Source organism: Corallococcus macrosporus DSM 14697 (assembly GCF_002305895.1).
GTDB classification, from domain to species: Bacteria; Myxococcota; Myxococcia; order Myxococcales; family Myxococcaceae; genus Myxococcus; species Myxococcus macrosporus.
This window is the reverse complement of the sequence record NZ_CP022203.1, coordinates 3,433,951-3,460,452: the sequence shown is the minus strand read 5'-3', so window position 1 is coordinate 3,460,452 and position 26,502 is coordinate 3,433,951. Positions and strand designations below refer to the sequence as shown.

The following is a 26,502-nucleotide window of genomic DNA, read 5'->3' as shown; positions in this document are numbered from 1 at the left end:
TAGTCCGCTGAACAGCCAGGACCCGCGTGACGGGCAGGGCCGGCGTGGATGCGCCGGCGCATGCCCCCGAGGCGCGCACCGCGGCGAGGCGCGCGCCCTCAACGCCTCAGGGCTCGCGCGTGAGCGGGATGGCGGGCACGTCCTTCAGCTCCGCCTGGTGCGTCACCCGCGTGCCCAGGATGAAGTGCGGTTCGAAGGGCTCGAACGTCTCCTGGCCCGCATAGACGGTGAAGAACTTGTTGGACCCATAGGCGACATCCGGCACGTACTCCTGTGGCTGGTCCCCGGTGGAGATGGGGAAGCCGGCGGGGTCCCATACGTCCCCGTCCTCGCCCCACCGCGCGCCCCAGATGCTGTGCGGGCCGTCGCGCTGGTCGTCCCAGACGACCAGGGACTTGTCGTTGTGGTGCGCGATGCGCGGATCGGCCTGCGCGCCCGCGGCGGTGGAGATGGGGATGCCTTCGGGGTCCTTCACCGTGCCCGTCTTGCTCACGCGCGCGCCGTAGATGTCCGGGTTCCCGTTCCGGTCATCGGTCCAGACGACCTGGTAGCTCTTGCCCGTCCACTCCACGTCCGGCGTCGACTGGGTGCCTTCCGCGTCCGAGATGGGAAAGCCGTTGCCATCGAGGATGGTGCCGTCCTCCTTCACCCTGTTGCCGTAGATGTCCGCGTTCTCCGGGCCCTCGCCGTGCTCGTCGGACCAGACGACCAGGAACTCCTTCGTCTTGTTGTTCCAGGTCGGCGACGCGTCATACGCGAAGGTGTTGGAGGCGCTGAGCGTCCGGTCGGCCGTCCTGAGGACGACGCCGTCCTTCGTCACCCGTGTGAAGTAGATGGTCGAGAAGTCACCGGAGATGGTGTACGTCACCAGGCAGATTTTCGGGGAGCAGGCGACGCGCACGGGACCGAACGACTCCCCCGTCTGGATGGCGCGGAACACCGGGCCCACGACGGTGCCGTCCGGCTTCACGCGCACGCCGTCAACACCATCCCGACTCTCCCAGACGACAAAGAAGTACTTCCCGTTGAAACCGATGCCGGGCCGGACGCCCTCCTCGTCCCCGATGTTGACGCGGATGCCCTCCCCATCGAGCACCGTGCCGTCCGGCTTCACCCGCGTGCCGTAGATGCCACCGGTCCGCACGTCGGTCCAGACCGCGAGGAACTTGCCCCCGCCGTACGCAACCGCTGGCCAGTAGCGCGCCAGCGGGTCGGGCTCGACGTAGCCGCCGCTTTCCTCGAGCACGCGCTCGGTGCTCGCCTGTGCCTGTGCCTCCGTCGTCGCGTCCTCCACTCCGCCCTGCCCGTCCTGCTCCGGCGCCACCCCGCAGCCGACCAGCATGGACCCGAACACCAGCCCGGTGATGCCGGCCTTCACTTCCCGCTTCATGTGCAGCCTCCCCTTCGCGAACAACGGCGGAAAGCTGGGGACCTGCACGCCCATCACCAGCCACCCGTGGGGCGCAGGTCGGATAATGCGGTGGACAGGAGCATCGAGCCTCCGCCCCTGCGCGCACGACGCCGGATTCCGGGGCGCAGGGCCATCAAACAAACGACGGCGGCATGGCGCGGCGACGCAGCCGGATGCCGCGCGCCTCAGCCATCCGTACACTCCGCACCCGCGTCGCGGATGTCCGCGTCGTAGTGCAGGCGGAGCGGCCCGGACGCCTCGACGTGACGGACGAACACGGAGCCGAAGACCTCCGCGCCACCGCTCAAGCTGAGGGCGGCACGGGGCGCATAGAGATTGCCCGCGAGCGTGCTGCCCGCGGACAGGGCCAGCACGTTCGTCCCCGCGACGTATACGCGCACGCGCGAAGGCGCGGCGGTGGAGCCCAGCCTGAGCGGTCCCGCCACGGCGACGGAGCCCCCCAGGAACAGGTCCAGTTCGCCAGGCGCCTGGACCTCCACCGTCAGTCCATCGCCCAGGTCGACCATGTCCTCCACGAAGAGCGCCGTGCGCGCGCGGATCGAGATCGTGGCGTGGCCCGTCCCGGTGATGCGCGTCAGGTGGAAACGGCCACAGGGCAGCTCCAGCGCGCGTTCGCCTTCGATGTCCTCCAGCGCCGTCGCGGCCAGGCCGATGGCCGCGTTGTCATTGTCGAGCACATGCCGGGCGATGAGGCCTGAGACGTCCACCTGTGACGCCGCGTCACACGCGCACGGAGTGAGCGGCTCCACGGGCTCGCGACGGACTTCCGCGGCCTGTACCGGCCCCAGCGCATGGCCTTCTGGAACGGTGAGCACGCCGCCAACGCTGAAGGCGGGCAACGACACGTCACCTCGCACGCGGGCATCTCCCACCACCGTGGCGGTGACAGGGTCGCCAGTGAGCGGCCCCCCACAGTGCAACGCCTCGCCCACGCGGAACGTCTGTCCAAGCTGTGCGCCCCCCGCGCCGCCAACCCACAGCGAGCCCCCACCGACACCGCGTCATTCGCCGACAGCGCGCCATTCACTCCGACGTCGCCCCCCACGCCTCCGGGCGGGTACGTCCCCGTGGTGCCGTGAAAGGCGTCCGTCTCAAAGGACGCGCCCAGGGCGAGCCCCTCGCAGGTACACAGCGCCTGACGGAAGGTGCGTTCCGCCAGGCGCCCGCTGCACACCTGCGAATCGGTGTCGGCAGCTCCCACGAGGATGGGAGGCCCGCGCCCCGCGCAGTACGCCACCCAGTCATCGGGCGGGCCACCAGCGTCGGGGGCACCGGCATCCACCGAGGAGCCAACGCTGCCCGCGTCAGGCGACTGGACGATGGCGACCAGGTCGCCTCGGGTACAGCCTGCCGCCAAGGCCGCGACCATCGCCGCCAACGCCCATCGCCTGTTCATGGCGCGGTGAGCTCCCGAACGCGCGCGCGAGCAGACGGCACGAGCGGTGAATCCGGGTGTGCCGCGAGAAAGGCCTCCAGCGCGCCGCGCTCCGCGTCCCGGTCGCCGAGGACACGGTGCGCTTCGGCGATACCGTGCTGCGCTTCCTGGTCGAGCACTCCGCGCGGCTGGAGGCGAAGGGCGGCCTTGAACTGCCGCAGGGCCCCAGGCGCGTCCCCCAGGTGCTCCAGCCGCAGCGAGCCCGAGGCGACACGCGCGACATAGGACGCCAGCGATGACGGCTCGGCGCGGATGACGCGCAGGTAGAGCGATTCGGCCTCCTTCCACCGGCCTTCCGAGCGGAGCCCGTTGGCCTTGAGCAGGAGGTCCTCCTGAGCCCCCGGCTTCGCGGAGGCCGCTGGCGCGAGTGAGCGTGCTGGACCGGGTGCTCCCGCGCTGGACGCGGCAGGCAGCGCCTCCGCTCCCGGCGGACCCTCTGTCACCCGAGCCGCTGCGCTGGCCCCGTGCGCGCCTGAGTCCCCCTCCGCGTCGCGCGCGGACAACGCGCCCCTCGGCGACGGTTCGGAGCCCCTGGCTCCAGGGTCGCCCGGTCGCGGCCGCGGAGCCGCCGTGAGCGACGCGTCCTCGACCTGCGGCGTCGGTACCGCCCCCGGACGCGTGAAGCTCCACACCGCCGCGGCGGCGGCCCCCGCGACGAGGAGCGCGCCCGTCATCAACCACACGGGAGGCCGCTTCGCCCGCGGCCTGGGCGCGGGCTGCGCCACCAGCGCGCCTGCCTCCAGCGCGGCCAGCACCATCTGCGCGGACCGCTCCCGGGAGATGCGCCGGGCCGGCCCCGCGGCCTCATCGAGCGGCAGGACCAGCGCGTTCAGGGCCCCATCCCCCTCTTCCCTGAAGTCACTCATCCCAGCCCCTCCCCTCCGTCGTCCTCCACGGTCGCCAGCGCGCGCAGCGCCGTCCGACCCAAGCGGAGCCGACTGCGCACCGTCTCGAAGGGAATGCCCAGCTCCGTCGAAATCTCCGGCACGCTCAACTCCAGCACGTGATGCAACACCAGTGCATGCCGCTGCTCGTTCGAAAGCCGGTCCAGGAGGGTCACCATGTGCCGGCGATGAACATACTCGTCCGGGAGCGCGTCCTCGGAGGGAACCGCGACGAGCTCCACGGGCGCATCCGCGTGCCGCGCGTCCCTGCCCCGGGAGCGCTTCAGCCACGCGAACGTGGTCCGCGCCACCACCCGGTCCGCCCAGGACTGGAAGCGGCCTTCCGCGCGGTATGACGGCAACCCCCGCACCAGGGCGATGAGCGCCTCCTGCGCGATGTCCTCCACGTCCCCATCCCCGCGCACCAGGTAGCGCACGAGGTTGCGAACCCGGGGGAGCAGTTCCATCAACAAAGCCCCTGTCGCCTCACGCTCGCCCTGGATGGCCGCCTGGATGCGAGGGTCCTCCGCCGCACGACGTGGGTCCGCTGCGTGTGAGCCCGAGCTCCTCATTGCCGCCATGGAGGGAGGCGCCGGACCAATCGGGTCATCCGCGCTCACAGAAAAACCACCATCGCCAACCCCAGCCGTGGACGAACGGCCCAACCCGCACCGCGTGACACGAAGTTTCCGTCAATGGCGTAGTGGAGCTCGGGGCGGCCCAGGAGGACCTCACCGGCGAGGCTCGCCTCCAGGCCGACACGCGCCCCCATCCACCGGGCGCGCAGTTCGGGCCCCACGAGCAGGGCCAGCATGGAGCCCGGCGGCGCCGCCTCCACCTCCGCCGCCAGGGCCTGCGTCCGTCGGGTGAAGAGCACCGCGCCCGCGCCCAGCCCGGCCTCCACGTCCCAGCGCTCGGTCACCGCCCAGGGACGCCCCGCCCACACCGACGCCGCGTGTTGCCCCAGCGTCAGCTCCGTCCGGGCATCGCGAAGCCGCCTTGGCACGCTGGCCAGCACTTGCGCGCGCAGCCGCAGCCGGCCCGGCTGGAATCCCACGCCGACCGCCACCCCTTGATGGCCCGTGCGCGTGTAGCCATCCAGCGCGGCATGCCCGCCCACCGAGAGCCACACGCCGCGCCCAGGGTGCTCCAAGCCATCAGGTGCCCCCGAACCCTCGCGAGCCGCGGCCATGCCTTCCCGCACGGGAGCCATGACAACCTCCGCCACGGGGGCGGCGCCTCCAGCGTGCGCGGACCGCGTCGTCGCGCCCCCATCGCCAGACGCCACATCGTCGAGAGGATGGCTCGCGCCCATGACACCGCCGGGCTTCAACCTCGCATCGGCGGACGGAGGACGCGGCGGCGCGACCGCCACCACGTCCCCCAGCGGCGCACCCACCTCCACGGCGCGCAACGCGGAGCGCGCCGCGAGCGCCAGGGCCTCCGCCCCCGTGGACCACTCCAGCGAGCCCACGGACTGTCCCAACCGCGCGGCCCGGGTGAACAGGCGCCGGCTGTCGAACTCGGCCACCTGCACGCGGACGTCGCCGCCCTCGCGCGCGAACCAGAGGACGGCCCGGGCCTGGTGCCGCTCCGCCAGCCGCTCCGCCGCGAGCCACGCGCCCCCCGGGTGCCCGTCGAAGGGCGCGCCCGGAGAGACGTTGAGCCGCACGGCCAGGTCGCTGCTCTGCCCTCGCAACCGCACGAGCAAGGCGCGGTCCTCGTCGGACGCCACGCGGACGACGGCGGTCCACGGCTCGGCGGCCACGGAAGAGCTGGAGAGCGCCACCAGCAGGACAGCGGCCGCGAAGGACATGCGGCAAACCCTAACGCCATGACGCCGGGGAACAGAAGTCCCCCGGCGTATGGCTTCACGGCCCGCTCACAATCTCAGTCAACGTCCGGGCGTTCAGCGCAGCTTCCGTGCCAGCTCATCGAGCAGCGAGCCATCATCACCGCTCAACTCCCAGAACATCGCTCCGCCCAGGTTGTTGTTCAGGATGTAGTCCGACTTGGCGGTGATGCTCTGCACGTCGTCGTAACCAATCCAGACGCCGGTGGACGGGTTGAAGACGTAGGCCTGCTTCGCCTCCGGGTGGAAGAACTTCGTGTAACCGGAACCGGCGCGCTCGAAGCGGTTCTTGATGTCCTTGAAGTCGAACACGCCCGTCGGCCCGGAGGTGCCGTCATCCCAGGTGCCCATGATGGGGATGCCGGGCTGGAACAGGCCGTTGTTCACGTTCGGCACCTGGCCCCAGCCTCGGCCGTAGAAGGGCACGCCGACGACAATCTTCGCGGGCGGCACGCCGAGCTGGAGCATCTTCGACACGGAGCCCTCCGTGTAGAAGCCCGCGGAGGCGCCCGGGTCGCCCGTGACGCGGTTGAGCGCCGAGTGGAAGTTCGTCGTGGGCTCGAAGGCGCCGTGGTAGTCGTAGGACATCACGTTGATCCAATCGAGCACGTCGGACAGCTTCTTCGTCTCCTGCTTGTTCTCCAGCAGGTCTGGCGAGGCGCCCGTGGCGATGGTGAGCAGGTACGGCTTGCCCGTCTGCGCGGTGACGGCGTTGAGCTGGCTGCGGAACTCCTGCATCAGCAGCGTGTAGTTCTGCTTGTCCGCGGGGCTGTTGCTGTTGCCCGGCAGGCCGCCGCCCACGGGGTACTCCCAGTCGATGTCGATGCCGTCGAACACGCCCTCGCCGTTGGCGGGCGTCACGCCGGGGTACTGGCCACGGATGTACAGGTCCACGCAGGACTTCACGAAGGCCGCGCGCGAGGCGGGCGAGGACGCGACGGTGGAGAAGTGCGTGGACCAGGACCAGCCGCCCACGGAGATGAGCAGCTTCAGGTGCGGGTGCTGCCGCTTCAGCTCCTTGAAGGCGCGGAAGTTGCCGCGGAGCGCGCCAGGGTCCCACTCGCCCTGCCAGCCGCCGCCCTTGTCGATGTCCGCGTACGGGTCACCGAGGATGCAGCGCCCATCCGGGGAGATGTTGGAGAACGCGTAGTTGATGTGCGTGAGCTTCGCGGGCTGCACGTTGGAGACCTGGTAGTTGCGCGCGTAGATGCCCCACGCGGTGAAGTAGCCGACGATGCGCTTGCCCGTCGGAGGCGGCCCGCCCGGAATCTCCACGACGACGGTGAGCGTCGTGGTCCCCACGTTGCCCGCGGCGTCGTACGCGCGCACCCCGTAGACGTAGGTGCCGTTCTGCTCCCAGCCCGTGAAGGCCCGGCTGAACTGGGTGCCGGTGGCGACAACGGCCCCGTTCTCCAGGAGCTCCACCCGCGTCACGCCCACGTCGTCCGTCGCGGTGGCCATCACGCTCAGCGAGCCCGCGGCGGTGATGCGCGAGCTGCTCGCGTTCAAGCCCACGGTGGGCGCCGTGACATCCCCACCCGTGCCCGCGTCCGTTCCGCCGCTGCCCCCGTCCGGCTCGCCGCCACTCGAGGGCCCCAGGTCCAACCACAGCGCGGGCACCGCCGCGGGCGTCCAGTCCGCCTGTGACGTGTGCGGCTGCCGGCACTCATAGAGGCGCCCCTGGTAGGTGACGCGCGTGCCCACGGCGTACGTGACGCCCACGGCCCACTCCGAGGCCAGGGCCGCCTCCTGGAACGCCGTCAGGTCCCCGGTGGGGAACGACGGCCCTTCGGAATCACAGCCCACCACGGACAAGGCGGTGGCAATCAGGCCAGAGGCCCACCAACTGCGACGCATGCGTGTGCTCCTCGCCGCGTCGGACACACGCCTGGCCGTGCCCTGGAGCACAGCCGCCCCAGGCTTCCCGACGACGCGTCCGCGCAGCTCCACTGCGGGTTCACGCCATCAGAGGCAGGCATCGATTTTTTCGGGTTAATACCGGGAAGCGCGATTCAGTCCTGGGCGAGGACCTTGCGGGAGAAGGGCATCAGCAACCGCTCCACGGGGCGGCCCTCCACCAGGTGCTGCTCGACGATGTCCTTCACGTCCTCCACCTTCACGCCGCCATACCAGGTGCCCTCCGGGTAGACGACGACGGCGACGCCGAAGCTGCACGTGTCCAGGCACCCCGCCGCGTTGGCGCGCATGCTCCCCTTGATGCCGCGCTTGTCCAGCTCCGCCTTGAACGCGGCGCGGACCTCCTCCGCGCCCTTGGTGGCGCAGCACCCCTTGGGGTGGCCGTCCGGACGGCGATTGGTGCAGACGAAGACGTGGCGCTGGAAGGGAGGAGCCATGTCCGCCTCCTAACGCGCGGGCGGGCCGAAATCGACGGCCTCGTTCACCAGCCGACCGGCGCCTGGGCTGATCCGCCACCCCTGGTGGCTCGGCCCGGTTGATCCCCCACGAGTCGTGCACAGACTCACAGCAAACGTCTCCCAGTGATCACGCTCGCTTGCCTCGAAGTGACGATACATGGCTCGCCATCTGGATTCATTCACCGTAAAGCATGTGTTGCCATGGCAGGCGGAGCCCTCTAGATCGCCCTTCCGCGCGCAACGCCGCAGCAGCGGGGCAGGCAGGCAGGCCTCGGGGGCTCACTTCGCGGCTACACACAATCCGTGGTGGGCATAGACTTGATGGCTACCATTTGTTGTACCGATAGATTCTTTGACGGGGCTGCTACAGGGGTCTATCCATGGCCTCGTCCGGCGGGCTGGCGGGCATCTCCGAAAAACAATCGAGGGGCCGGGCGCGCCCCTGCTTCGTCGTCGCGAATCCGCTCCGATGTCACCCCCGGCTTGCCCCGGGCTGATCCATCGGATCCATCGGGATCTCGCGACGTTAGCGTTTTGCAAAATTTTGCATCGAAACTCACAGTGAACTCGCGGAGGGTGGCGACATGGATAAAGAGCTGAGCTCGAAGTCCACGGCGAACGGGAAGGAGCGGCGCAACGGGCGGAAGGCGCGCGTGGCGGCGAAGGGCTTGACGGTGGAGCGCTTCTTCACGACGCCGGGCGTGGACCCCGCGGATGAGCTGGCGTGGGAATACCGCAGCGCCAGCATCACCGGCGAGGATGGCAAGGCCGTCTTCGAGCAGAAGAACATCGAGGTGCCGAAGTCCTGGTCGATGCTGGCGACGAACGTCGTGGCGTCGAAGTACTTCCGCGGCACGCCGGGGACGCCGGAGCGCGAGACGAGCGTCCGCAAGCTGGTGGCGCGCGTGGTGGACACCCTCACCCGCTGGGGGGTGGAGGGCGGCTACTTCACGCGGGACACGGACCGCGAGGCCTTCCACGCGGAGCTGACGCACCTGCTCCTGCGCCAGAAGGCGTCCTTCAACTCGCCGGTGTGGTTCAACGTGGGCGTGGAGACGCAGCCGCAGTGTTCGGCGTGCTTCATCAACAGCGTGGAGGACAGCATGGACTCCATCCTCACGCTGGCGCGCACGGAGGGCATGCTCTTCAAGTACGGCAGCGGCACGGGCAGCAACCTGTCCAGCATCCGCGGCAGCAAGGAGCTGCTGGCGGGCGGCGGCACCGCGTCCGGTCCGGTGTCGTTCATGCGCGGCTTCGACGCCTTCGCCGGCGTCATCAAGAGCGGCGGCAAGACGCGCCGTGCGGCGAAGATGGTCATCCTCAACGCCGAGCACCCGGACATCCTCGAGTTCATCCGCTGCAAGTCGGCCGAGGAGAAGAAGGCCTGGGCGCTCATCGAGGCCGGGTATGACCCGTCCTTCAACGGCGAGGCCTACTCGTCGGTGTTCTTCCAGAACTCGAACAACTCGGTGCGCGTCACCGACGCCTTCATGAAGGCGGTGGTGGACGACGCCGCCTGGACGACGCGGGCGGTGCGTGACGGCCAGCCGGTGGACACCTACCAGGCGCGCGCGCTGTTCCGGGAGATCGCCGAGGCGGCGCACCTGTGCGGCGACCCGGGCATGCAGTTCGACACCACGGTGAATGGCTGGCACACGTGCTCGGGCACCGCGCGCATCAACGCGTCCAACCCGTGCTCGGAGTACATGTTCCTGGACGACTCGGCCTGCAACCTGGCGTCCCTGAACCTGATGCACTTCCGCACCATCGACGGGGACTTCGACGTGACGGCGTTCCGCCACGCGGTCGACATCCTGCTGATGGCGCAGGAGATCATCGTCGGCAACTCGCGCTACCCCACCGAGCGCATCGAGAAGAACAGCCACGACTACCGGCCGCTGGGCCTGGGCTACGCCAACCTGGGCGCGCTGCTGATGGCGTCCGGCCTGCCGTATGACTCGGCCGCGGGCCGCAACTACGCGGCGGCGATTACGTCCCTGATGTGCGGCGAGGCCTACGCGATGAGCGCCCGCCTGGCGGAGAAGCAGGGCCCCTTCGCCGGCTACGCGAACAACGCGGAGCCCATGCTGGGCGTCATCCGCAAGCACCGCAAGGCGGCGTACCACGTCGCCCCGGAGGGCGTGAGCCAGGGCCTGTTCGCCGCGCAGAAGGACGCGTGGGACCGCGCGCTCGCGCTGGGTGAGGCGCACGGCTTCCGCAACAGCCAGGTGACGGTGCTGGCCCCCACGGGGACCATTGGCTTCATGATGGACTGCGACACCACCGGCATCGAGCCGGACATCGCGCTCATCAAGTACAAGAAGCTGGTGGGCGGCGGCATGCTGAAGATCGTCAACCAGACGGTGCCGCTGGCGCTGGAGAAGCTGGGCTACCCGCAGACGCAGGCCCAGGACATCATCAGCTACCTGGACAAGCAGGACACCATCGAGGGCGCGCCGTTCCTCAAGCCCGAGCACCTGCCGGTGTTCGACTGCGCCTTCAAGCCGGCCCAGGGCCAGCGCAGCATCCACTGGATGGGCCACATCCAGATGATGGAGGCCTGCCAGCCCTTCCTCTCTGGCGCCATCTCCAAGACGGTGAACATGCCGTCGGACGCGACGGTGGAGGACATCGAGAAGGCCTACATGGAGGCGTGGAAGCGCGGCCTCAAGGCCATCGCCGTGTACCGCGACGGGTGCAAGCGGACGCAGCCGCTGAACACGTCCAAGGACACGCGCGCGGCCAAGGCCACGGTGGCCCCCGAGCCCGCCCCCGCCGTCCAGCCGGAGCCCCGCGCGGTCCGCCGGCGGCTGCCGGATGAGCGCCGCTCCATCACGCACAAGTTCTCCATCGGCGGCCACGAGGGCTACCTGACGGTGGGCATGTACGAGGACGGCCTGCCGGGTGAGCTGTTCATCGTCATGGCGAAGGAAGGCTCGGTGGTGAGCGGGCTGATGGACAGCTTCGCCACCAGCGTGTCCATGGCGCTCCAGTACGGCGTGCCGCTGAAGGTGCTGGTCGACAAGCTCAGCCACACCCGCTTCGAGCCCAGCGGCTTCACCGGCAACCCGGACATCCCCATCGCCAAGTCCATCACCGACTACATCTTCCGCTGGCTGGAGCTGAAGTTCCTGCCGAGCGAGGAGGTGGACGCGGTGCTGGACCGGGTGGACGTGAAGCCGGAGCGGGAGGCCCTGCCCGCGCAGACGGCGTCCGCGCAGTTGCCGGCGGCCAATGGCTCGAAGCGCTCCACCTGGCTGAACCAGGCGGACGCGCCGCCGTGCCACACCTGCGGCGCCATCATGGTGCGCAGCGGTGCCTGCTACAAGTGCAGCAACTGCGGCGCGACCAGCGGCTGTAGCTGAGCACGGCTCGCGGCGTTTGAAGTGAAGCGGGCTCCGGAGCGACTGGCTCCGGAGCCCTTTCGTTTTGGTGCTGCTCAGGCACCCCGGGTGGGGAGGCGGGCGAAGGACGCGGAGGCCTTCTCGGCGATGAGGGTGAGCTCATCGAGGGCCGACTGGCCGACGGGTTCCGCGCCGTGGTCCGCGACGATGAACGCCACGGCCTGCCCCCGGTTCCGGATGGCGATGACGGCCAGGTGAGCGGTCCCCTCGCCTCCCAGCGCGGCGAAGATGGCTTCGTCTTGAGGGCACGCCGGCGCGTCGAAGACGCTGGCGCCTGGAGACGCCATCGCGGTGTGCAGGAGGGACGGCGCCTCGAGGTCCACCTTGAGGCCGGAGACCTCGGCGGTGTCGCTGCCGGGGCCCCAGGCGTGGCCCACCCGCGCGAGGCCGAGGCTCTCGCCCAGGAGGAAGGCGCGCTGGAAGCGGCCCGCGCAGTACGCCAGCACCACCCGGCCCAGCGTGCCCTGCGTGCTCACGGCGTCGAGCGCCGTCAGCACCTGCTCCGCCGTCACCGAGGGGCCGCTGCCAGGCGTGTCCGTGGAAGCACCCGCCGCCGCGGCCAGGAGCGTGGCGATGAGCTCCGAGGGCTCGGAGGCCGTGGGCTGCCACGGCTGCTGGATGAAGTCCCACGCCGTGGCCAGCGGAACCGCGCTGCTCGCGGGAGCAGGAGCCGGCCCCTCGAGGTCCACCACGCGGTCCGCCCAGGTCGTCTCCGGGACATGGCCGATGGGGCCCGCGTCGCTCCCGCCCTGCCACCCCACGAACTCCCACGTCGAGGCGAGCTGCATCGGCTCGTCGGACGTGCCGGACAGGTCATCCAGCTCGATGGGCGCGCGGGGCGTGGGGGGGGAGGTGACCTCGGAGGCCTCCGCGAAAGGCGCGGGGAGGTCGCCGTGCGCCTCCGGTGCCGCGACGTCCTGAGCGGCCGTGGTGGACACGGGTGTGGTGAGCAGCTCCCCGTGCTCGGCGACGACGAAGCCGCGCCCCTTGGTCGGCTCCTCGGGCGCCTCCGGTTGTGTGTCCGTCGCGGGTGGCGCTGCATGCGTGCTGGACGACGGGGCCTCTTCGTCCGCCAGGTCGGCTTCGTCCGGGGCCAGCTTCAGGCCGAAGGGCGTGGTGACTTCCGCGAACGTGAGCGTGGCCCACTCGTCCTTCTTGCCCTGCGTGACGGGGGGTGCCGTTTCGGGCGTCGTCGCCTGGGCGGCAGCCTGCGCGGCTTCGGGAGGTGCATCGTCCGCGGGCGGCGGCGACTCGGCGGACGCGCTGACGGTGGCTGGGACCTGGTCGGACGGTGAGATGGCGTCGCTCGGGGGCGCTGCGTCCACGGGCGAGGCTTCGGACGGCTGCGCCACGTCGCTGGGAGCGGCCGTCGCTTGGGCGGCAATCTCGGTCGCGGCCCCTGCCCTCGCGGAGTCCGGCTCGGGCTGAGCAACGGGGCTGGTCGTATCCGCTTCGCCCGGGGCGTTGCCGGCCCGCGGCGGCATATCGGCGGGGGTCTCGGTACCGGGCGACGACGTGCCATGGGCCGGGCTCGCCTGGACCTGCGATGCATCCGCGTCGCCCGGAGCGGGCGTCGGTTCGGCGGATACGTGCTCGGCGCTGGGCTGCGGGATTCCAGTCGAGTGCGTCTGAAGCGCATCGAGCGCGGGCGTGGGCTGCGCCTGCTCCTCGATCCGCGGCTCCGTGCTCGATGCTGGCGACGGAAGCGCCGTCTCGTACGCGCTCGCGGCCAGCGCCTGCGTCGCTTCGGTATCGCCGACGATGCGGTCGACGCCTTCCGGCGCATCGGCGGACCGAGCGAGTGCCGCGCCGCCAAGTGGCTCGGTTGCACTGGGCGACGAGGCCTCTGCCGCTGTGAGCTCGCCGGTGGCGGGCGCCTCCGCCGCGGCGATGGCATCGGAGCGCCCGTCCGTGGAGGCGGCACCCGCCTCCACTGCGGTCGATGGCGAGTCCGCGGTGACTGTGGCGTCCGGCCCGGCCAGAGCGATGACGTCGGAGACAACACCCTCCGATGCGCCCAACGGGGCCTCGGCCTGCCCGGACATATCGGAGGCCTCGGCCGCGACGATGACCGCTTCAATCGTCGCCATGGCGCCTGGAGGCACGGACGACGGCACAGCGGTACCAGCACCGGCATCCGATGCTGCGAGAGTGGAGTGAGCCGCCCGTGCTTCCCCGTGCGCATCCTCGGCGAGGGTGGCAGCCGGCTGAGGCGAAACGGCTTCAACGCTCGAGCTGGCTCCCACAGCGGCATCCAGCCCGTCAGCGGCAACGCCTCCCGTCGACGCGTCGAGGCTCGCCCCGTCATCCACCGCGACGTTCGCGTCGGGCACCGGTTCCTCGGTCGGTGCTTGAGTGCCCGTCGGCGCTTCCGGCCTGGCGACGATGCCCTCTCCGTCGGTGAGCTGGTCGTCTGCACTGGCCTTCACGGCGCCGTCCGGCTCAGCGCTTGTTGCGACTGCGGTCGCGACGTCCGCGTTGGCACTGACCTCAACGGCGCCGTCCGACTCGGCACTCACTGCACTTGCTGTCGCGATTTCGGCGCCCGCACTGGGTGCAACGGCGCTTTCATGCTCGGTGGCCGCTGCACCCGGTGCCGCGGAATCGCCGCCTGTGCGGCCCTCAATGGGAGCCTCGGACTCGGCGGTGTTGGCATCGATGTTCACACTGCCAACGCTGTCGGCTTCCCGTTCCGTGGCAGCAGTGCCGGAGGTTTCCACGGCGGCGCGTTCACCAACGCCGGCTGCCGACTCGGAAGCAATCGCTTCCGCGGCTTTGGCATCCATGACGGCAGCAGCAACGACGCCTGCTCCCGATTCGGAGGAAGTCGACGCCTCGGCCTCGGCACTGACGACCACAGGTGAAGCAACGCCTGCTGCCGGCTCGGAGGCCATCGCCTCCGCAGCCTCGCCTTCGACGACCGCAGGAGCAACGGTGACTTCAGCCAACTCGGAGGCCATCGCCCCAGCGAGGGCAGCATCGACGACCGCAGGAGCAACCGCGACTTCAGCCGATTCGGAGGCCATCGCCCCAGCGACGTCAGCAGCGACGACCGCAGGAGCAACGGTGACTTCAGCCGGCACTGAGGCCAGCGCCCCAGTGATGTCTGCATCGACGGCAGGAGCAACAACGCCTGCTGCCAACTCAGAGGCGGTCGCCCCAGTGATGTCAGCATCGACAACGGCAGCAGCAGCAGCGGCTGGCAACTCGGAGCCCATCGCCCCCGCGACGTCGCCATCGACGACGACAGGGGAAGAGGCGGCGGCTGGCTCAAATGCAGGAGCCCCTGCGACTGCGGCGTTGACAACCGCAGGAGCATCAACGGCCGTGGCCTCCTCGGACGCCAGCGTCCCCGCGGCTTCGGCATCCACAACCGCAGGAGCATCAACGGCGCCTGCCGGCTCGGAGGCCACCGTCCCTGCGGTTTCGGCATCCACAACCGCAGGAGCATCAACGGCGCCTGCCGGCTCGGAGTCCATCGGCCCCGCGACTTCGGCATCCACAACCGCAGAAGCATCAACGGCGCCTGCCGGCTCGGAGGCCACCGTCCCTGCGGTTTCGGCATCCACAACCGCAGGAGCAACAACGACTGCGCCCCCCTCGGACGCCACCGTCCCCGCGGCTTCGGCATCCACAACCGCAGCAGCATCAACAGCCGCATGAGGGACAACGGCGGCTGCCAGCCCGGAGGCAATCGCCGCTGCAGCCTCAGCATCAACAACCGCAGAAGCAATGACGTCTGCTGCCGATTCGGAGGAAATCGCGCCTGCGACCTCAGCACCAACATCCGCCGTGCCGGCAGTAGCGATTCGAGGCTCGGCAGGAGCGGGGCCAACAGCCTCGGCATCGACAGCCGCGCGAGCATCAACAGTCGCTGCCGGTGCAAGGGTCGCCAGCTCGGCCGCGGGGGCCTCCACGCTGGCACCTACCGCATCGGCGTCCACGACCGAGCCAGGGGCACTCGCCAACGGAGCCTCAGGGCTCGTGCTCGTCAGCGAGGTGGCGTCCAGGACACCAGCAGCGGCATCAGCCGGTTGAGTCGCGGCGTTTGCACGCTCCACGACGGCGGCATCTGGCACTGCGGTGTCAGCACCGCCCGCCACGGTTCCGAGAGGCGCGTCGCCGACAGCGGCTTCACCCGGCTGGGCGCTGCCTTCAGCCACATCGACGCTCGTGCCTGCCACGACATCAGCATCAGCCAGGGCGACAACCAACCCCGATGTGCCTTCATCGAGAAGCACCGGCGAATCAACCGTGCCTGCCTCGTCAGCCGTAGCCACCTGCGTGGAGACATCGCCACCCGGCGCCGCTGACCTCGGGGCGTGCTCGCCGTGGAACGGACGTTCCATTCCACCCGATGCGGGCATGGGCGCCCCCGCGTCGGCCTGCGTCAGAGGTGCATGGGCGGGCTGGCCAGCTCCGTGAGTCGACACCGAAGCAACACCGGAACTCGGCGCCTCCGAAAGCCCCCCCGGGAAAGCCGCCGCGGGGTGAGCGCTACGTGCATCGGTCGGAGGCAGCGGCGCACCCGACGTCTCCCCAGGAGTTGCCGGGCTCGACTGCGGAGGAATGAACGCGCTCGTGACGGCAGGCGCTGCCACCTGTGGCGACACCGCGCCAGGAGGCTCCAATCCAGAGGGCGTCTGCGACAGCCGCTCCGCCTGCACCGGCGCGTGCGGCAACGGCACGTTTGCCGAAGCAGGGCCCTGCCCCATTGGCATCGCGGAGGCACCGATTCCACCCGCCTCCACTCCATGCGCCGTGGGTTGCGGCGGCACAGCCGGTGGATTCGCGGCGGCGACACCAGCAGGCGGCGTCGGCAACGCATGGGCGGGCGGCCCGCTCAGTGGACGCTGCACCAGACCTGGAGCCGGGGCTCCTTGAATGGCCCCAGGCACGCCCCCCGTGGGGAATGCACCTGGAGGCACATGCCCGCGAGGCACGGCCCCAGGCGGCAACCCCGGCCCGGCGCCAGGCCGAGCCCCAGGCATGCCGGGCGGCACCGGCCCATGAGGCCCCGGCGCAGCGGGCAGTCCCGTCGCGGAGGGTGGCCGATGTCCCAGCATCCCGGGGGGAACCGGGCCCTGGGCGAAAGGAGGCCGATTCCCCGCCATCCCAGGTGGCACGGGCCCATGAGGCCCTGGCGCAATGGGCAAGCCCGTCGACGAAGGGGGACGCGCGCCCTGCATTCCAGATGGAACCGGCCCATGGTGTCCGGAGGCGGCAGGCAGCCCGGTCGCCGACGGAGGCCGATGCCCCACCATCCCGGGCGGCACACCCCCATGAGGCCCGGACGCCGCGGGGCCGCCCTGCACGGAAGGCGGGCGCGAGCCCACCATCCCGGGCGGCACACCCCCGTGAGGCCCGGACGTCGCGGGGCCGCCCTGCACGAAAGGCGGGCGCGAGCCCACCGTCCCAGGTGGCACCTGCCCTGGTGCCCCGGGAACGGCGGGGAGCCCCGTCGCCGAAGGATGGCGCGGCCCCATCATTCCTGGCGGCACAACGCCGTGAGGTCCGGACGCGCCTGGGATTCCATGTGCGGCAGGCGGGCGCGGCCCCATCATTCCTGGCGGCACCGGCCCCTGCGTCCCGGGAACCGTAGGGAGTCCTGTCGCCGAGGGAGGCCTGGGCCCCATCATTCCTGGCGGCACCGGCCCCTGCGTCCCGGAAACCGCGGGGAGTCCTGTCGCCGAGGGAGGCCTGGGCCCCATCATTCCTGGCGGCACGGGAGCAGAAGCCCCTGCCACGCCACCAGCCGCCGGCGAAGCAGGCACGCCCGGCACGGCTGGCAGTCCCGCCGAAGGAGGCGGACACGCGGTCATGCCCGGCGGCATCTGAGCACCAGGGGTCAACCCGCTCGCAGGAGGCGGCCCGGCCACCATACCCGGCGGCACCGAACCGTGTGCCCCGCCCACCACGGGAATCCCTGTCGCCGAAGGCGGCCGCTGCCCCAGCATCCCGGGGGGAACCGGGCCACCGGCTCCGGCGGTCGCGGGAGGCGGCGGCGCCCTCACCATGCCCGGCGGCACCGAACCCTGTACCCCAGCCACCTCGGGAATCCCTGTCGCCGAAGGCGGCCGCTGCCCCACCATCCCCGGCGGCACCGAACCCTGTGCCCCAGCCACCGCGGGAATCCCTGTCGCCGAAGGCGGCCGCTGCCCCAGCATCCCCGGAGGCACCGGCGCTCCCGCGCCCGGCCCACCCGGGGGAGCCGTCATCGCCGGCGCCCCCGGCAACGCGGACGGCCTGGCCCCCGCCATCCCCGGCGGCATCGAGCCATGGCCCCCAGGCACCGCGGGGAGTCCCGTCCCGGAGGGAGGCCGAGCCCCCATCATCCCCGGAGGCACCACGGCGCCCGGATGGGCGGGAGGCCGCGAGAGCATTCCAGGAGGCATCCCATGCCCCTCGGCCCCCGGAGGCCGAGCCGCCAGGCCCTGCCGCGCCATCAACCCCGGAGGCTGCGAGCCTCCACCCTGCCCCTGCGGCAACGCCTGCGACGCCTCGGCCTGAACGTCACCGTCGTCCTCGGCCATGACCGCGGCGTCCTCGATGAGCTCCCCCTCCTCCAGCACCTCCCCGTCCTCGAGGAGGTCAATCTCCTCGGCGGGCTCCGGCTCCATCGTGAACGCGGGCGGCGCGACGGCCCGCGGGGTTTCGGCTGGCGTGAGCCGAGGCGGCGCGGCCGGCCGTGCGCCCGCCGTTCCCACCGGCGTCAGCGTCGGAGGCGCGGGCACCTCGGGCGTCACCACCCGCATCCCGCCGTCATCCCCGAAGTCAATCATCGCCACCGGGGGCGCGGGCGGCGGCAGATGGTCCATCGGATGCGCGCTCCCGGACACGGGCGGCGCCCACCGGACGGCCCCCGTGTCCTCGGTCTCCGCGTCCGGATCATCCCCACTCAAGTACTGACCGGGCGCCAGCCCACCGAACATCCCCTCCGTCTCGGGCTCCGCGCGCACGGGGGCGGGAGGCGGGGGTTCCATGCTCAGCGCGGCGGGCCTCGACGGTGCCTCGACGAGCGGCGCCACGGCCGCGTTCCGCATCGGCCGCTTCGGCGACGACATCTGGATGAACCGCGTCTCGCGCTTGATGCCGTAGCGGAGCTCCTGGAAGTGGAACAGCCGCAGCTCCGGCGTGACGTACGGCACGATGCGCAGCCCGGTGATGAAGCCCAGCGCATCCGCATGCTCGATTTCCAGCGGGCTGGCCATGGCCACCTTCAGCCGCCGCCCCTCCTGCGCCAGCGGGAAGGCCTGGTGCTTCTCCGCCATCGCCGCGGGAAGCACCTGCAGCACCGCGTCCGGCGCCGCTTCGAAGTCCGCCTCCTGCGCCACCGGGTAGCGGCACATCTCCCCCAGCACCATCGCCAGGGTGTCGATGTCGAGGATGTCCAGCTCGACCAGGTTGGAGCCCAACCTTCCACCGTAGATGAGCTGCGCCCGGAGGGCTTCGTCGAGCTGTGCCTGCGTGATGAGGCCCTTGCGGACCAGGATCGCTCCGAGCTTTTCGGCCATGTCCGCCCGATTCTAGACGCGTTCTCAGCGCCTGAGACGCCCCTCCAACCTGGGGCCGCTGCACGCCCGCCAGGCCGCACGAGCAGCGCCATGCCCCTCCTGCCCCGGGTGAAGTCCCCGCCTCACCGCGAGTCCCTTCCCCCAGGCTCCCGCCACCCCCATCGGGCGTCACTCACCGTGAAACGGGAATGCTTCAACCCCACTGCTCTTTCGCGGAACCCACCGTGACCACAGAGGAATGTCGGTTTCGCGGACTATAACTGGAAGTGCAGTCCTCGCCGTAAGCGCTTCACTCCCAGGAGAATCGATGAAACGCATCCCACTCGCATGTCTTGTCACCGCGCTCGTCACCGGGGCGCCGGCGCTGGCCTCCGACGCGGTCTGCCAGCAAGAGGAAGCCGCTGCCTCGTCCTCGTCCCAGCGGCTCACGAAGGTGGGCGAGGACGTCTTCCGGCGCTTCGAGACGACCCACCCCTACGCCACCACGCGGATTCGCGCGTCCGACGGCCCCATCCACACGGACGTCATCACCCACCCCGGCGCGGCGTACATCGCGCCCCACTTCGAGCGCCTGGACGTGGAGGAAGGCGACTTCGTCGTGGTGCGCTCGCCGGACGGCACGCGCAAGTGGCGCTACGACAACTCGCACCCGGGCGCGCGCGGCGGCTTCTGGGCCATCCACATCCCCGGTGACACGGCCATCATCGAGCTGCACAGCCGCGACAGCGTCAACCGCCGCGGCATCCTCAACAAGCACGGCTACGTCATTGACCGGTACGCCCGCGGCTACTCCAACGAGGAGATGGGCCTGTCGGACAACAAGGCGCTCTGCGGCGCGGACGACTCGCAGTGGGCGCCCTGCTACGCCTCCAGCGACCCCGCCATCTATGGCCGCGCCCGCCCGGTGGCGCGCCTGCTCATCAACGGCTCGGGCGCGTGCACCGGCTGGCTCGTGGGCAGCCAGGGCCACCTGATGACCAACCAGCACTGCATCGGCTCGGCGAGCGAGGCGCAGAACACCAACTTTGAGTTCATGGCGGAAGGCGCGAGCTGTTCGACGAGCTGCGCCTCCTGGTTCGGCTGCCCGGGCACCGTCATCCCCGGGGGCACGCTGGTGAAGGTGGACGCGCCGCGAGACTACGCCCTCATCCAGCTCTCCCAGAACCCCGCCAACACCTACGGCTACCTCCAGCTCCGCTCCACCGGCGCCGTGGTGGACGAGCGCATCTACGTGCCGCAGCACCCGGCGGGCCACGGGAAGAAGATCGCCGTGCGCTCCACCCACACCCAGGACCAGTCCGGCTTCGCCGAGGTCTACAGCCGCAACGAGGCCTCCTGCCAGTCGGGCGGCCCCAACGACATCGGCTACTACGCGGACACGCAGGGCGGCTCCTCCGGCTCGCCCGTCATCGGCCACGCGGACAACCTGGTGGTGGCCCTGCACCACTGCGCCTACTGCCCCAACCGCGGCGTGCCCATTGAATCCGTCATCAGCCACCTGGGCACCAGCCTGCCCGAGTGCGCGCTGCCCGCCGCCGGCTGCAACCCCAACGGCAACGGGGAGCCGCCGCCTCCTCCGCCGCCGCCGCCCCCGCCGCCGGAGGACTCGTTCGACTACACCGCCAGCAACACCGCCAGCGCCACGCAGAACACCACCAACCACGTCATCGCGCTGACGGCCGGCCAGACGCTCACCGTCGCGACGTGCGGCCTCACGGGGACCCAGTTCACGGGTGACACGTGGCTGCGCCTGCGCAACCCCGCGGGCACCGAGGTGGCCTCCAATGACGACGCCTGCGGCGGCCGGGGCTCCAGCATCACCTTCACCGCCACCACCGCCGGCAACCACGAGGTCCGCGCCGGCTGCTACTCCAGCGGGAGCTGCACCGGCCGCGTCGTCTGGGAGACCACCGGCGGCTCCGGCGGGCCCACCAGCGGCAGCTTCGACTTCAGCGCCAGCAACACCGCCAGCGCGCAGCAGAACACCACCAACCGCGACGTCACCGTCGCCGCGGGCCAGCGCATCTCCGTGGCGACCTGTGGCGTGGCGGGCGCCGTCGCCAACGGCGACACCTACCTGCGGCTCTACAACGGGACCACGCAGGCCGCCTCCAATGACGACGGCTGCAGCAGCGGCCTGGGCTCCAGCCTGTCGTTCACCGCGACCACGTCTGGACCGCTGCAGATTCGCGCGGGCTGCTACTCCAGCAATAGCTGCTCGGGCACCGTGGTGTGGAGCATCGACTAGGCGCTTCGCGGCGGCAGTGAAGCTCCGGGCCCGGGCCGTGGCCTTTCGCCACCGCCCGGGCTCGCGGCGTCAGTAGGCGTTCTTCGACAGGAAGCCGCCCAGCGCCGTGCGCACGAGAATCTTCAGGTCCATCAGCAGCGACCAGTTCTCGATGTAGTACAGGTCGTACTCGATGCGCTTCTCGATGCACGTCTGGCCGCGCAGGCCGTTGATCTGCGCCCAGCCGGTGATGCCCGCCTTCACCTTGTGCCGCAGGTGGTAGCGCGGAATCTGCCGCTTGAACTCCTCGATGAAGACGGGGCGCTCCGGGCGCGGGCCCACCAGGCTCATGTCCCCCCGCAGCACGTTGAAGAACTGAGGCAGCTCGTCCAGCGAGTACTTGCGCAGGAAGGTGCCAATCACCGTGCGGCGCGGGTCATCCGGCCGGGCCATCATCGCGCCCGAGTGCTCGGCGTCGATGCGCATGGTGCGGAACTTGAGGATGGGGAAGGTGCGCCCATCCATGCCCATCCGCTCCTGGCGGTACAACATGGGCCCGCGGCTGGTGAGCCGCACCGCCAGCGCGGTGGCCACCATGAGCGGCGAGGTGATGAGGATGGCCAGCAGCGAGAAGGTGATGTCGAAGGCCCGCTTCGCCACCTGGCTCCAGCCCTCCATCGGGTCGCCCTGGAGGCGGATGATGGGCAGCCCGCCGAACTCCTCCAGCCCGCCATACAGGGTGATGTACTGGTACAGGTCCGGCACCACGCGCACGTCCACGGTGCGCAGGGCCAGCTTGTCCATCAGCCCCTTGACGTGGGCGTGGCCCTCCAGCGGCAGCGCGAGGATGACCTGGTCCACCGGGTGCGCATCCAGCACCTCGTTCACCTGGTCCACGTGCCCGATGATGCGCACGCCGTGCACGTACTGGCCCACCTTCTCCTGGCGCAGCGTGAGCACGCCCATCACCCGGAAGCCCAGCTCGCGGTGGTGCTCCACCGTCTCAATGACCCGCTGCCCCAGGTCCCCCGCGCCGATGACGAGGATGGACTTGAGGTTGTGGCCCCGGCGGCGCACCTCGCTCAGCACGTAGCGGAACACCAGCCGGCTGCACGTCACCAGCGTGAAGGCATAGACGATGAAGATGGCCAGCGTGAGGCGCGAGTACCGCTCCCGCACGAAGTACGTCACCGCCACCAGGATGAGCGCCGCGGTGATGGTGGACTTGAAGACCTCGAACACCTCGCCCGTGTTCGTCCGGGAGCGGTTGGTGCCGTACAGCCGCGACTGGTGGAACGTCACCGGGAAGATGACGAGCACCATCACCAGCGAGAAGAACGAGTCGGTCCACGGCGGAATCCCCTCCGTGACGGGGACGATGCCGGAGAAGCGCGTGGCGTACGCGAGGACGAATGCCATCGCGAGCATCACCATGTCGGCGACGACCTTGATCGACGTGTAGAAACGCTGGAGACGACTGAACACCGCAGTACTCCTGTGGCGTGATCAACGGGCGGCCACCCTGGTGCAAGACTCGCGCCCTCGGTCAACGGACACGCGCCTTGCCCAACACCGTTTGATGGGCGCGGTTGCTAACACGAAAAAATTCGTGAAAACAATGGGTTGCGACTGCCCCTCCCCTCCAGGCAGCAGCGATGTCGCCCCGTTGCCCACAAATGGCGAGGCCAGGAGTGACAGGAAAGTCACAGTCCCGACGCGGAGCCTGGGGAATCTGGCATCACCCCCTCAGAATTGCGTCGATTTCCTCCAGCATGGCCTGTTGGAAGCGCGCGCGGCTGAAGCGCTCCGCCTGCGCGCGCGCGTCCTCGGGGCGGAAGCCCTGCTCCCATGCATCGAAGCGGCGAACGGCGGCGGCGAGCGCGGCGGGCGTCTGCTCCTGGAAGAAGATTCCTGTCTGGTTCGTGACGGTCTCCAGCGCGCCGCCCTTCGCATAGGCGATGACGGGGCGCCCCGTTGCTTGGGATTCCAACGGGGTGATGCCGAAGTCCTCCTCGGGCGTGAAGATGAGCGCGCGGGCGTCCCGGTACAGCGCCGGCAGGGACGCATCCAAGACATTGCCAAGGAAGCGGATATTGGCAGGCAGGCTTTCACCACCCAGGCGGGCCGCGTCCTGCCCCGTCCCCACCACCCAGAGGGGCGCGTCCAGGCCGCGGAACGCCTCCAGCGCGATGTCCAATCGCTTGTACGGCGCGAAGGCGCCCAGCCAGAGGAAATAGCCCCCCTGGCCTCCGCCCTCCAGCGGCACCTGGGCGAAGCGCTCCAGCGCCACCGGCGGGTGGACGACGGAGGCCTCGCGGCCCCAGAAGCGCCGCACCTTGGCGGCGATGTGCCGGCTGTTGGCGACGAACCGGTCCACCCCCGCCGCCGTCCTCCGGTCCCACCGGCGCAGCCAGGGGCGGACGGCGTGGGCCGCCGCGCGCACCGGGAGCCCCGTGCGCCCCGGACCGAAGTAGTCGTCGAACAAGTCCCACATGTAGCGCATGGGCGCGTGCACGTAGCTCAGGTGCGGCGTGCCCCGCGGCGTGCGCAGCCCCTTGGCCACGCAGTGGCTGGAGGAGAGGACCAGGTCGTAGGTCCCCTGGAGCCGGAGGGACTCGATGGCCTTCGGCATCAGCGGCAGGAAGTGCCGGTAGCGCGAATGGATGCCGGGGAGGTGCTGGAGGAAGGACGTGAAGATGCGGCGCGACTCGATGGCCGGCGACTGGGAGCCCGGCTTGTGGATGAGCGTGTAGATGTCCGCGCCGGGGAGCACCTCGCAGAGGGCATCGAGGACGCGCTCACCGCCGCGGTGGGTGACGAGCCAATCGTGGACCAGGGCGACCTTCACGGCAGGGCTTCTAGCACCGGGCGCGCGCGGCGCGGCAAGCGTCGAAGGAACGGCGCGCGCCCGCCCGCCCCCCATGGGAGCCGTGCGTGTGGTACGCGGGGGCCGTGGCTCACGTCCTCCTCGACCTGCGCATGGTGCGCGGACGGCTGCATGGGATTGCCCGTTACGCCCTGGAGCTGGCGCGGCGGATGCCCGCGCTGGCGCCCGACCTGCGCTTCTCCGCGTTGGTGCCGCCCGAAGGGCTCGCGCCCGGGCTCGGCGAGCTGACGCCGCGCATGCCGCTGCACCGCGCGCGCGCCGGCTTCCTGTCGCCTCTTGAACAGCCTGCGCTCGCGGCGGACCTGCTCCAGCTCGCGCCGGAGGCCTTCCACGCCACCTCCTTCTCCCTGCCGCTCTTCTGGGGCGGGCGGCTGGTGGCCACGCTCCATGACGCCAACCACCTGGCGCTGGCGGACCAGTACACCCCGGCCCAGTCCCTCTACTACCGCGTGGTGGTGGGCCCCCGCGCGAGGCGGGCCTCCGCCCTGGTGACGGTGTCCGAGTTCTCCCGCGACGAAATCGCCAGGCACCTCAAGCTGTCACCCTACCGCCTCCAGGTGATTCACAACGGCGTGGACGCCCGCTTCCAGCCTCCGACGCAGGCCGAGGCCGCCGCGTTCCGCGAGCGCCACGAGCTGCCGGCGCGCTACGTGGCGGCGGTGGGCAACGCGAAGCGCTTCAAGAACCTGGCCCTGCTGAAGGACTTCGCCGGCGACCTGCCCGTCCCGGTGGTGCTGCTGGCCGGCAAGGGCGCGGTGGCCCACGAGCTGGGCCTGCACGAGAATGTCCTGGACCTGGAGGAGCTGCCCGAGGACGAGATGCCGCTGTTCTACGGCGCGGCCGCGGCGCTGCTGCTGCCCTCCCGCTACGAGGGCTTCGGCCTGCCGGCCCTGGAGGCCATGGGCGCGGGCTGCCCGGTGCTGGCCTCGGACACGTCCTCGCTGCCGGAGGTCGTGGGCAACGCGGCGCTGAAGCTCCCGCCCGATGACGCCGCGGCCTGGCGCGAAGCCACGCTGCGCGTGCTGCGCGACGACGCGCTTCGCCGGGAGCTGGTGGAGCTGGGCCGGGAGCGGGTGGCGCGCTTCACCTGGGACGACTGTGCCCGGCGCACGCTCGCCGTCTACCGGCGCGTGTTGGAGGCCTCCGCGCCGGGCGGCGCACGCGGATAGGGCGCCGCGCCAGGCGCCTCCGTGAGCGCGTCGAGCGCCGGGCGCGCGGTGCCGCCTCGCAGCCGCTCGCTGCCTTCACACAGGCCCAGGCCCCACACGAGGGAGAAGGACAGGTACACGCTGGAGTGGAACGGCAGGTAGTGCACCATGGCGAGGATGTGGAAGCCCACCCAGGACAGCAGCGCCCCGGTGGCCGCGAGCGAGCCCTCCCGGTAGCGCCGGATGAGCGCCCGCCCCAGGAAGCCGTGCATCGCCAGCGCCAGCAGCAGGCCCACCAGCCCCGTCTCCGCCCACACCGTCAGCCACAGGTTGTGTGAGTCCGTGGCCAGCAGGTCGGTGATGCCCGTCTCGTCCTGCGTGGCCAGGGCCGCCGGCTTGTGGTTGCCGAAGCCCACGCCCGTCAGCGGGTGCTCGCGCACCAGGCTCCACCCCACCACCATGGCGTGCTCGCGCTCGCCGCCGTAGAGGTTGCCCAGCGCCTTCTCCATGCGCGCGCGCCAGGCCGGGCTCATGGAGACCACGGCCACCAGCGCGACGAGGAGCGCCAGGCCCACCTTCCTCGCGGAGCCCTGCACCAGCAGCAGCAACGCCACCACGCTGACCAGCAGGGCCGCGCCCAGGGCCGCCCGGGCGAACGCGTTGTAGATGGAGAGGAGCATCCCCATCACCACCGCGCCCGCCAGGACCCGCCGCCGCGCGTGCTCCGCGCCGCCCAGCACCGCCAACGCCGGCCCGAGCGCCGCGATGGCGCCGTGCGCGAAGCGCAGCCGGTGCGAGAAGAAGCCCCCCGCCGCGTACCGGGGCGACTCCTCCGTGCCGAAGTTCTCGTGCAGGCGCCCCAGGTTGAGCTTGAGGAAGGCGGGCAGCTCCACGGACCAGCGCACCCGGTTCTGGAACATCCCCAGCAGCGCGGCCACCAGCCACCCCCCCGCCAGGACGCCCGCCAGCAGCAGCCACGGCACGCCCGCGGCGCCCACGCACGCCGCCGCGGCGCCCGCCACCGAATCCAGCACCTGGCCGTAGCGCGCGCCGCGAGGCCACGCCTCCGCCGCGCCTGTCAGCAGCGCCACCGCGGGCGACACGGCCTGCCACAGGCACAGCCCCACGCTGGCCCCGACGTAGGCCCGCACGTCCGGCGGGAGGCGCAGCCGCCCACCGACGCGCAGCAGCACCGCCAGCAGCACCGCCGCGCCCGTCGCCACCTGGAGCACGACCTCCGCCAGCACCAGGCCCACGGTCCACGTCACGAGCACGGCGTTGACGGCGCGGCGCCAGCGCGGGTCCAGCGGAAGCTCGGACGCGGTTCCCATGGGCGTGGACACG

At 70.9% G+C, this 26,502-nt stretch carries 14 protein-coding genes and 1 pseudogene; 3 read left to right on the top strand and 12 right to left on the bottom strand.

From position 1 onward, the window contains the following. Positions 1–106: 106 nt before the first annotated feature. The 7 genes from MYMAC_RS14510 to MYMAC_RS14480 form a co-directional block, all read right to left on the bottom strand. A complete protein-coding gene (locus MYMAC_RS14510; protein WP_043713138.1) occupies positions 107–1,414 on the bottom strand; it encodes a hypothetical protein in 1,308 nt (435 codons plus the stop codon). Positions 1,415–1,596: 182 nt separating this feature from the next. Further along, the gene (locus MYMAC_RS37855; RefSeq protein ID WP_239989529.1) at positions 1,597–2,289 is read right to left on the bottom strand and encodes a DUF7305 domain-containing protein; all 693 of its coding nucleotides are present in this window, start codon (positions 2,287–2,289) and stop codon (positions 1,597–1,599) included. A gap of 535 nt (positions 2,290–2,824) precedes the next feature. Then, positions 2,825–3,733, bottom strand: coding sequence for a tetratricopeptide repeat protein (locus MYMAC_RS14500; RefSeq protein ID WP_095958529.1), 909 nt, complete (start codon positions 3,731–3,733; stop codon positions 2,825–2,827). Then, entirely contained in the window at positions 3,730–4,323 is a 594-nt protein-coding gene (locus tag MYMAC_RS14495; protein WP_239989624.1) for an RNA polymerase sigma factor, read from the bottom strand. The genes MYMAC_RS14500 and MYMAC_RS14495 overlap by 4 nt, the downstream gene beginning before the upstream one ends. A gap of 44 nt (positions 4,324–4,367) precedes the next feature. Next, on the bottom strand, positions 4,368–5,567 hold the full coding sequence (locus MYMAC_RS14490) for a hypothetical protein (RefSeq protein WP_095958527.1): 1,200 nt from the start codon (positions 5,565–5,567) through the stop codon (positions 4,368–4,370). Positions 5,568–5,660: 93 nt separating this feature from the next. Then, positions 5,661–7,460, bottom strand: coding sequence for a glycosyl hydrolase family 18 protein (locus MYMAC_RS14485; protein WP_095958526.1), 1,800 nt, complete (start codon positions 7,458–7,460; stop codon positions 5,661–5,663). Positions 7,461–7,615: 155 nt separating this feature from the next. Further along, complete coding sequence (locus MYMAC_RS14480; protein ID WP_095958525.1) at positions 7,616–7,957, bottom strand: (2Fe-2S) ferredoxin domain-containing protein; 342 nt, start codon at positions 7,955–7,957, stop codon at positions 7,616–7,618. Positions 7,958–8,562: 605 nt separating this feature from the next. Between MYMAC_RS14480 and MYMAC_RS14475 the strand changes: the two genes are divergently transcribed. After that, positions 8,563–11,343, top strand: coding sequence for a vitamin B12-dependent ribonucleotide reductase (locus MYMAC_RS14475; RefSeq protein ID WP_095958524.1), 2,781 nt, complete (start codon positions 8,563–8,565; stop codon positions 11,341–11,343). A 74-nt stretch (positions 11,344–11,417) separates the two neighbouring features. On the opposite strand, the gene MYMAC_RS37850 is transcribed toward MYMAC_RS14475, so the two are convergent. Together MYMAC_RS37850 and MYMAC_RS38650 are read right to left on the bottom strand one after the other, a co-directional pair. Then, positions 11,418–15,731: a hypothetical protein gene (locus MYMAC_RS37850; RefSeq protein ID WP_239989528.1), complete on the bottom strand. Its 4,314-nt coding sequence runs from the start codon at positions 15,729–15,731 to the stop codon at positions 11,418–11,420. Positions 15,732–18,533: 2,802 nt separating this feature from the next. Beyond that, positions 18,534–18,731 (bottom strand): annotated as a pseudogene (locus MYMAC_RS38650) (GspE/PulE/PilB domain-containing protein); the annotation flags it as partial. 472 nt (positions 18,732–19,203) lie between these two features. Between MYMAC_RS38650 and MYMAC_RS14465 the strand changes: the two are divergent. Continuing rightward, positions 19,204–21,144, top strand: coding sequence for a serine protease (locus MYMAC_RS14465; RefSeq protein ID WP_095958522.1), 1,941 nt, complete (start codon positions 19,204–19,206; stop codon positions 21,142–21,144). A 69-nt stretch (positions 21,145–21,213) separates the two neighbouring features. Here the strand turns inward: MYMAC_RS14465 and wbaP are convergent, their stop codons facing one another. Together wbaP and MYMAC_RS14455 are read right to left on the bottom strand one after the other, a co-directional pair. After that, positions 21,214–22,608 (bottom strand): undecaprenyl-phosphate galactose phosphotransferase WbaP, encoded by a 1,395-nt coding sequence (wbaP, locus tag MYMAC_RS14460; protein WP_013939498.1) that lies wholly within the window; start codon positions 22,606–22,608, stop codon positions 21,214–21,216. A 253-nt stretch (positions 22,609–22,861) separates the two neighbouring features. Next, entirely contained in the window at positions 22,862–23,971 is a 1,110-nt protein-coding gene (locus MYMAC_RS14455; protein WP_157757502.1) for a glycosyltransferase, read from the bottom strand. An 86-nt stretch (positions 23,972–24,057) separates the two neighbouring features. On the opposite strand from MYMAC_RS14455, the gene MYMAC_RS14450 reads away from it, so the two are divergent. Next, the gene (locus MYMAC_RS14450; RefSeq protein ID WP_095958521.1) at positions 24,058–25,179 is read left to right on the top strand and encodes a glycosyltransferase family 4 protein; all 1,122 of its coding nucleotides are present in this window, start codon (positions 24,058–24,060) and stop codon (positions 25,177–25,179) included. On the opposite strand, the gene MYMAC_RS14445 is transcribed toward MYMAC_RS14450, so the two are convergent. Next, the gene (locus MYMAC_RS14445; protein WP_095958520.1) at positions 25,131–26,501 is read right to left on the bottom strand and encodes an O-antigen ligase family protein; all 1,371 of its coding nucleotides are present in this window, start codon (positions 26,499–26,501) and stop codon (positions 25,131–25,133) included. The genes MYMAC_RS14450 and MYMAC_RS14445 overlap by 49 nt on opposite strands. Position 26,502 lies beyond the last annotated feature (1 nt).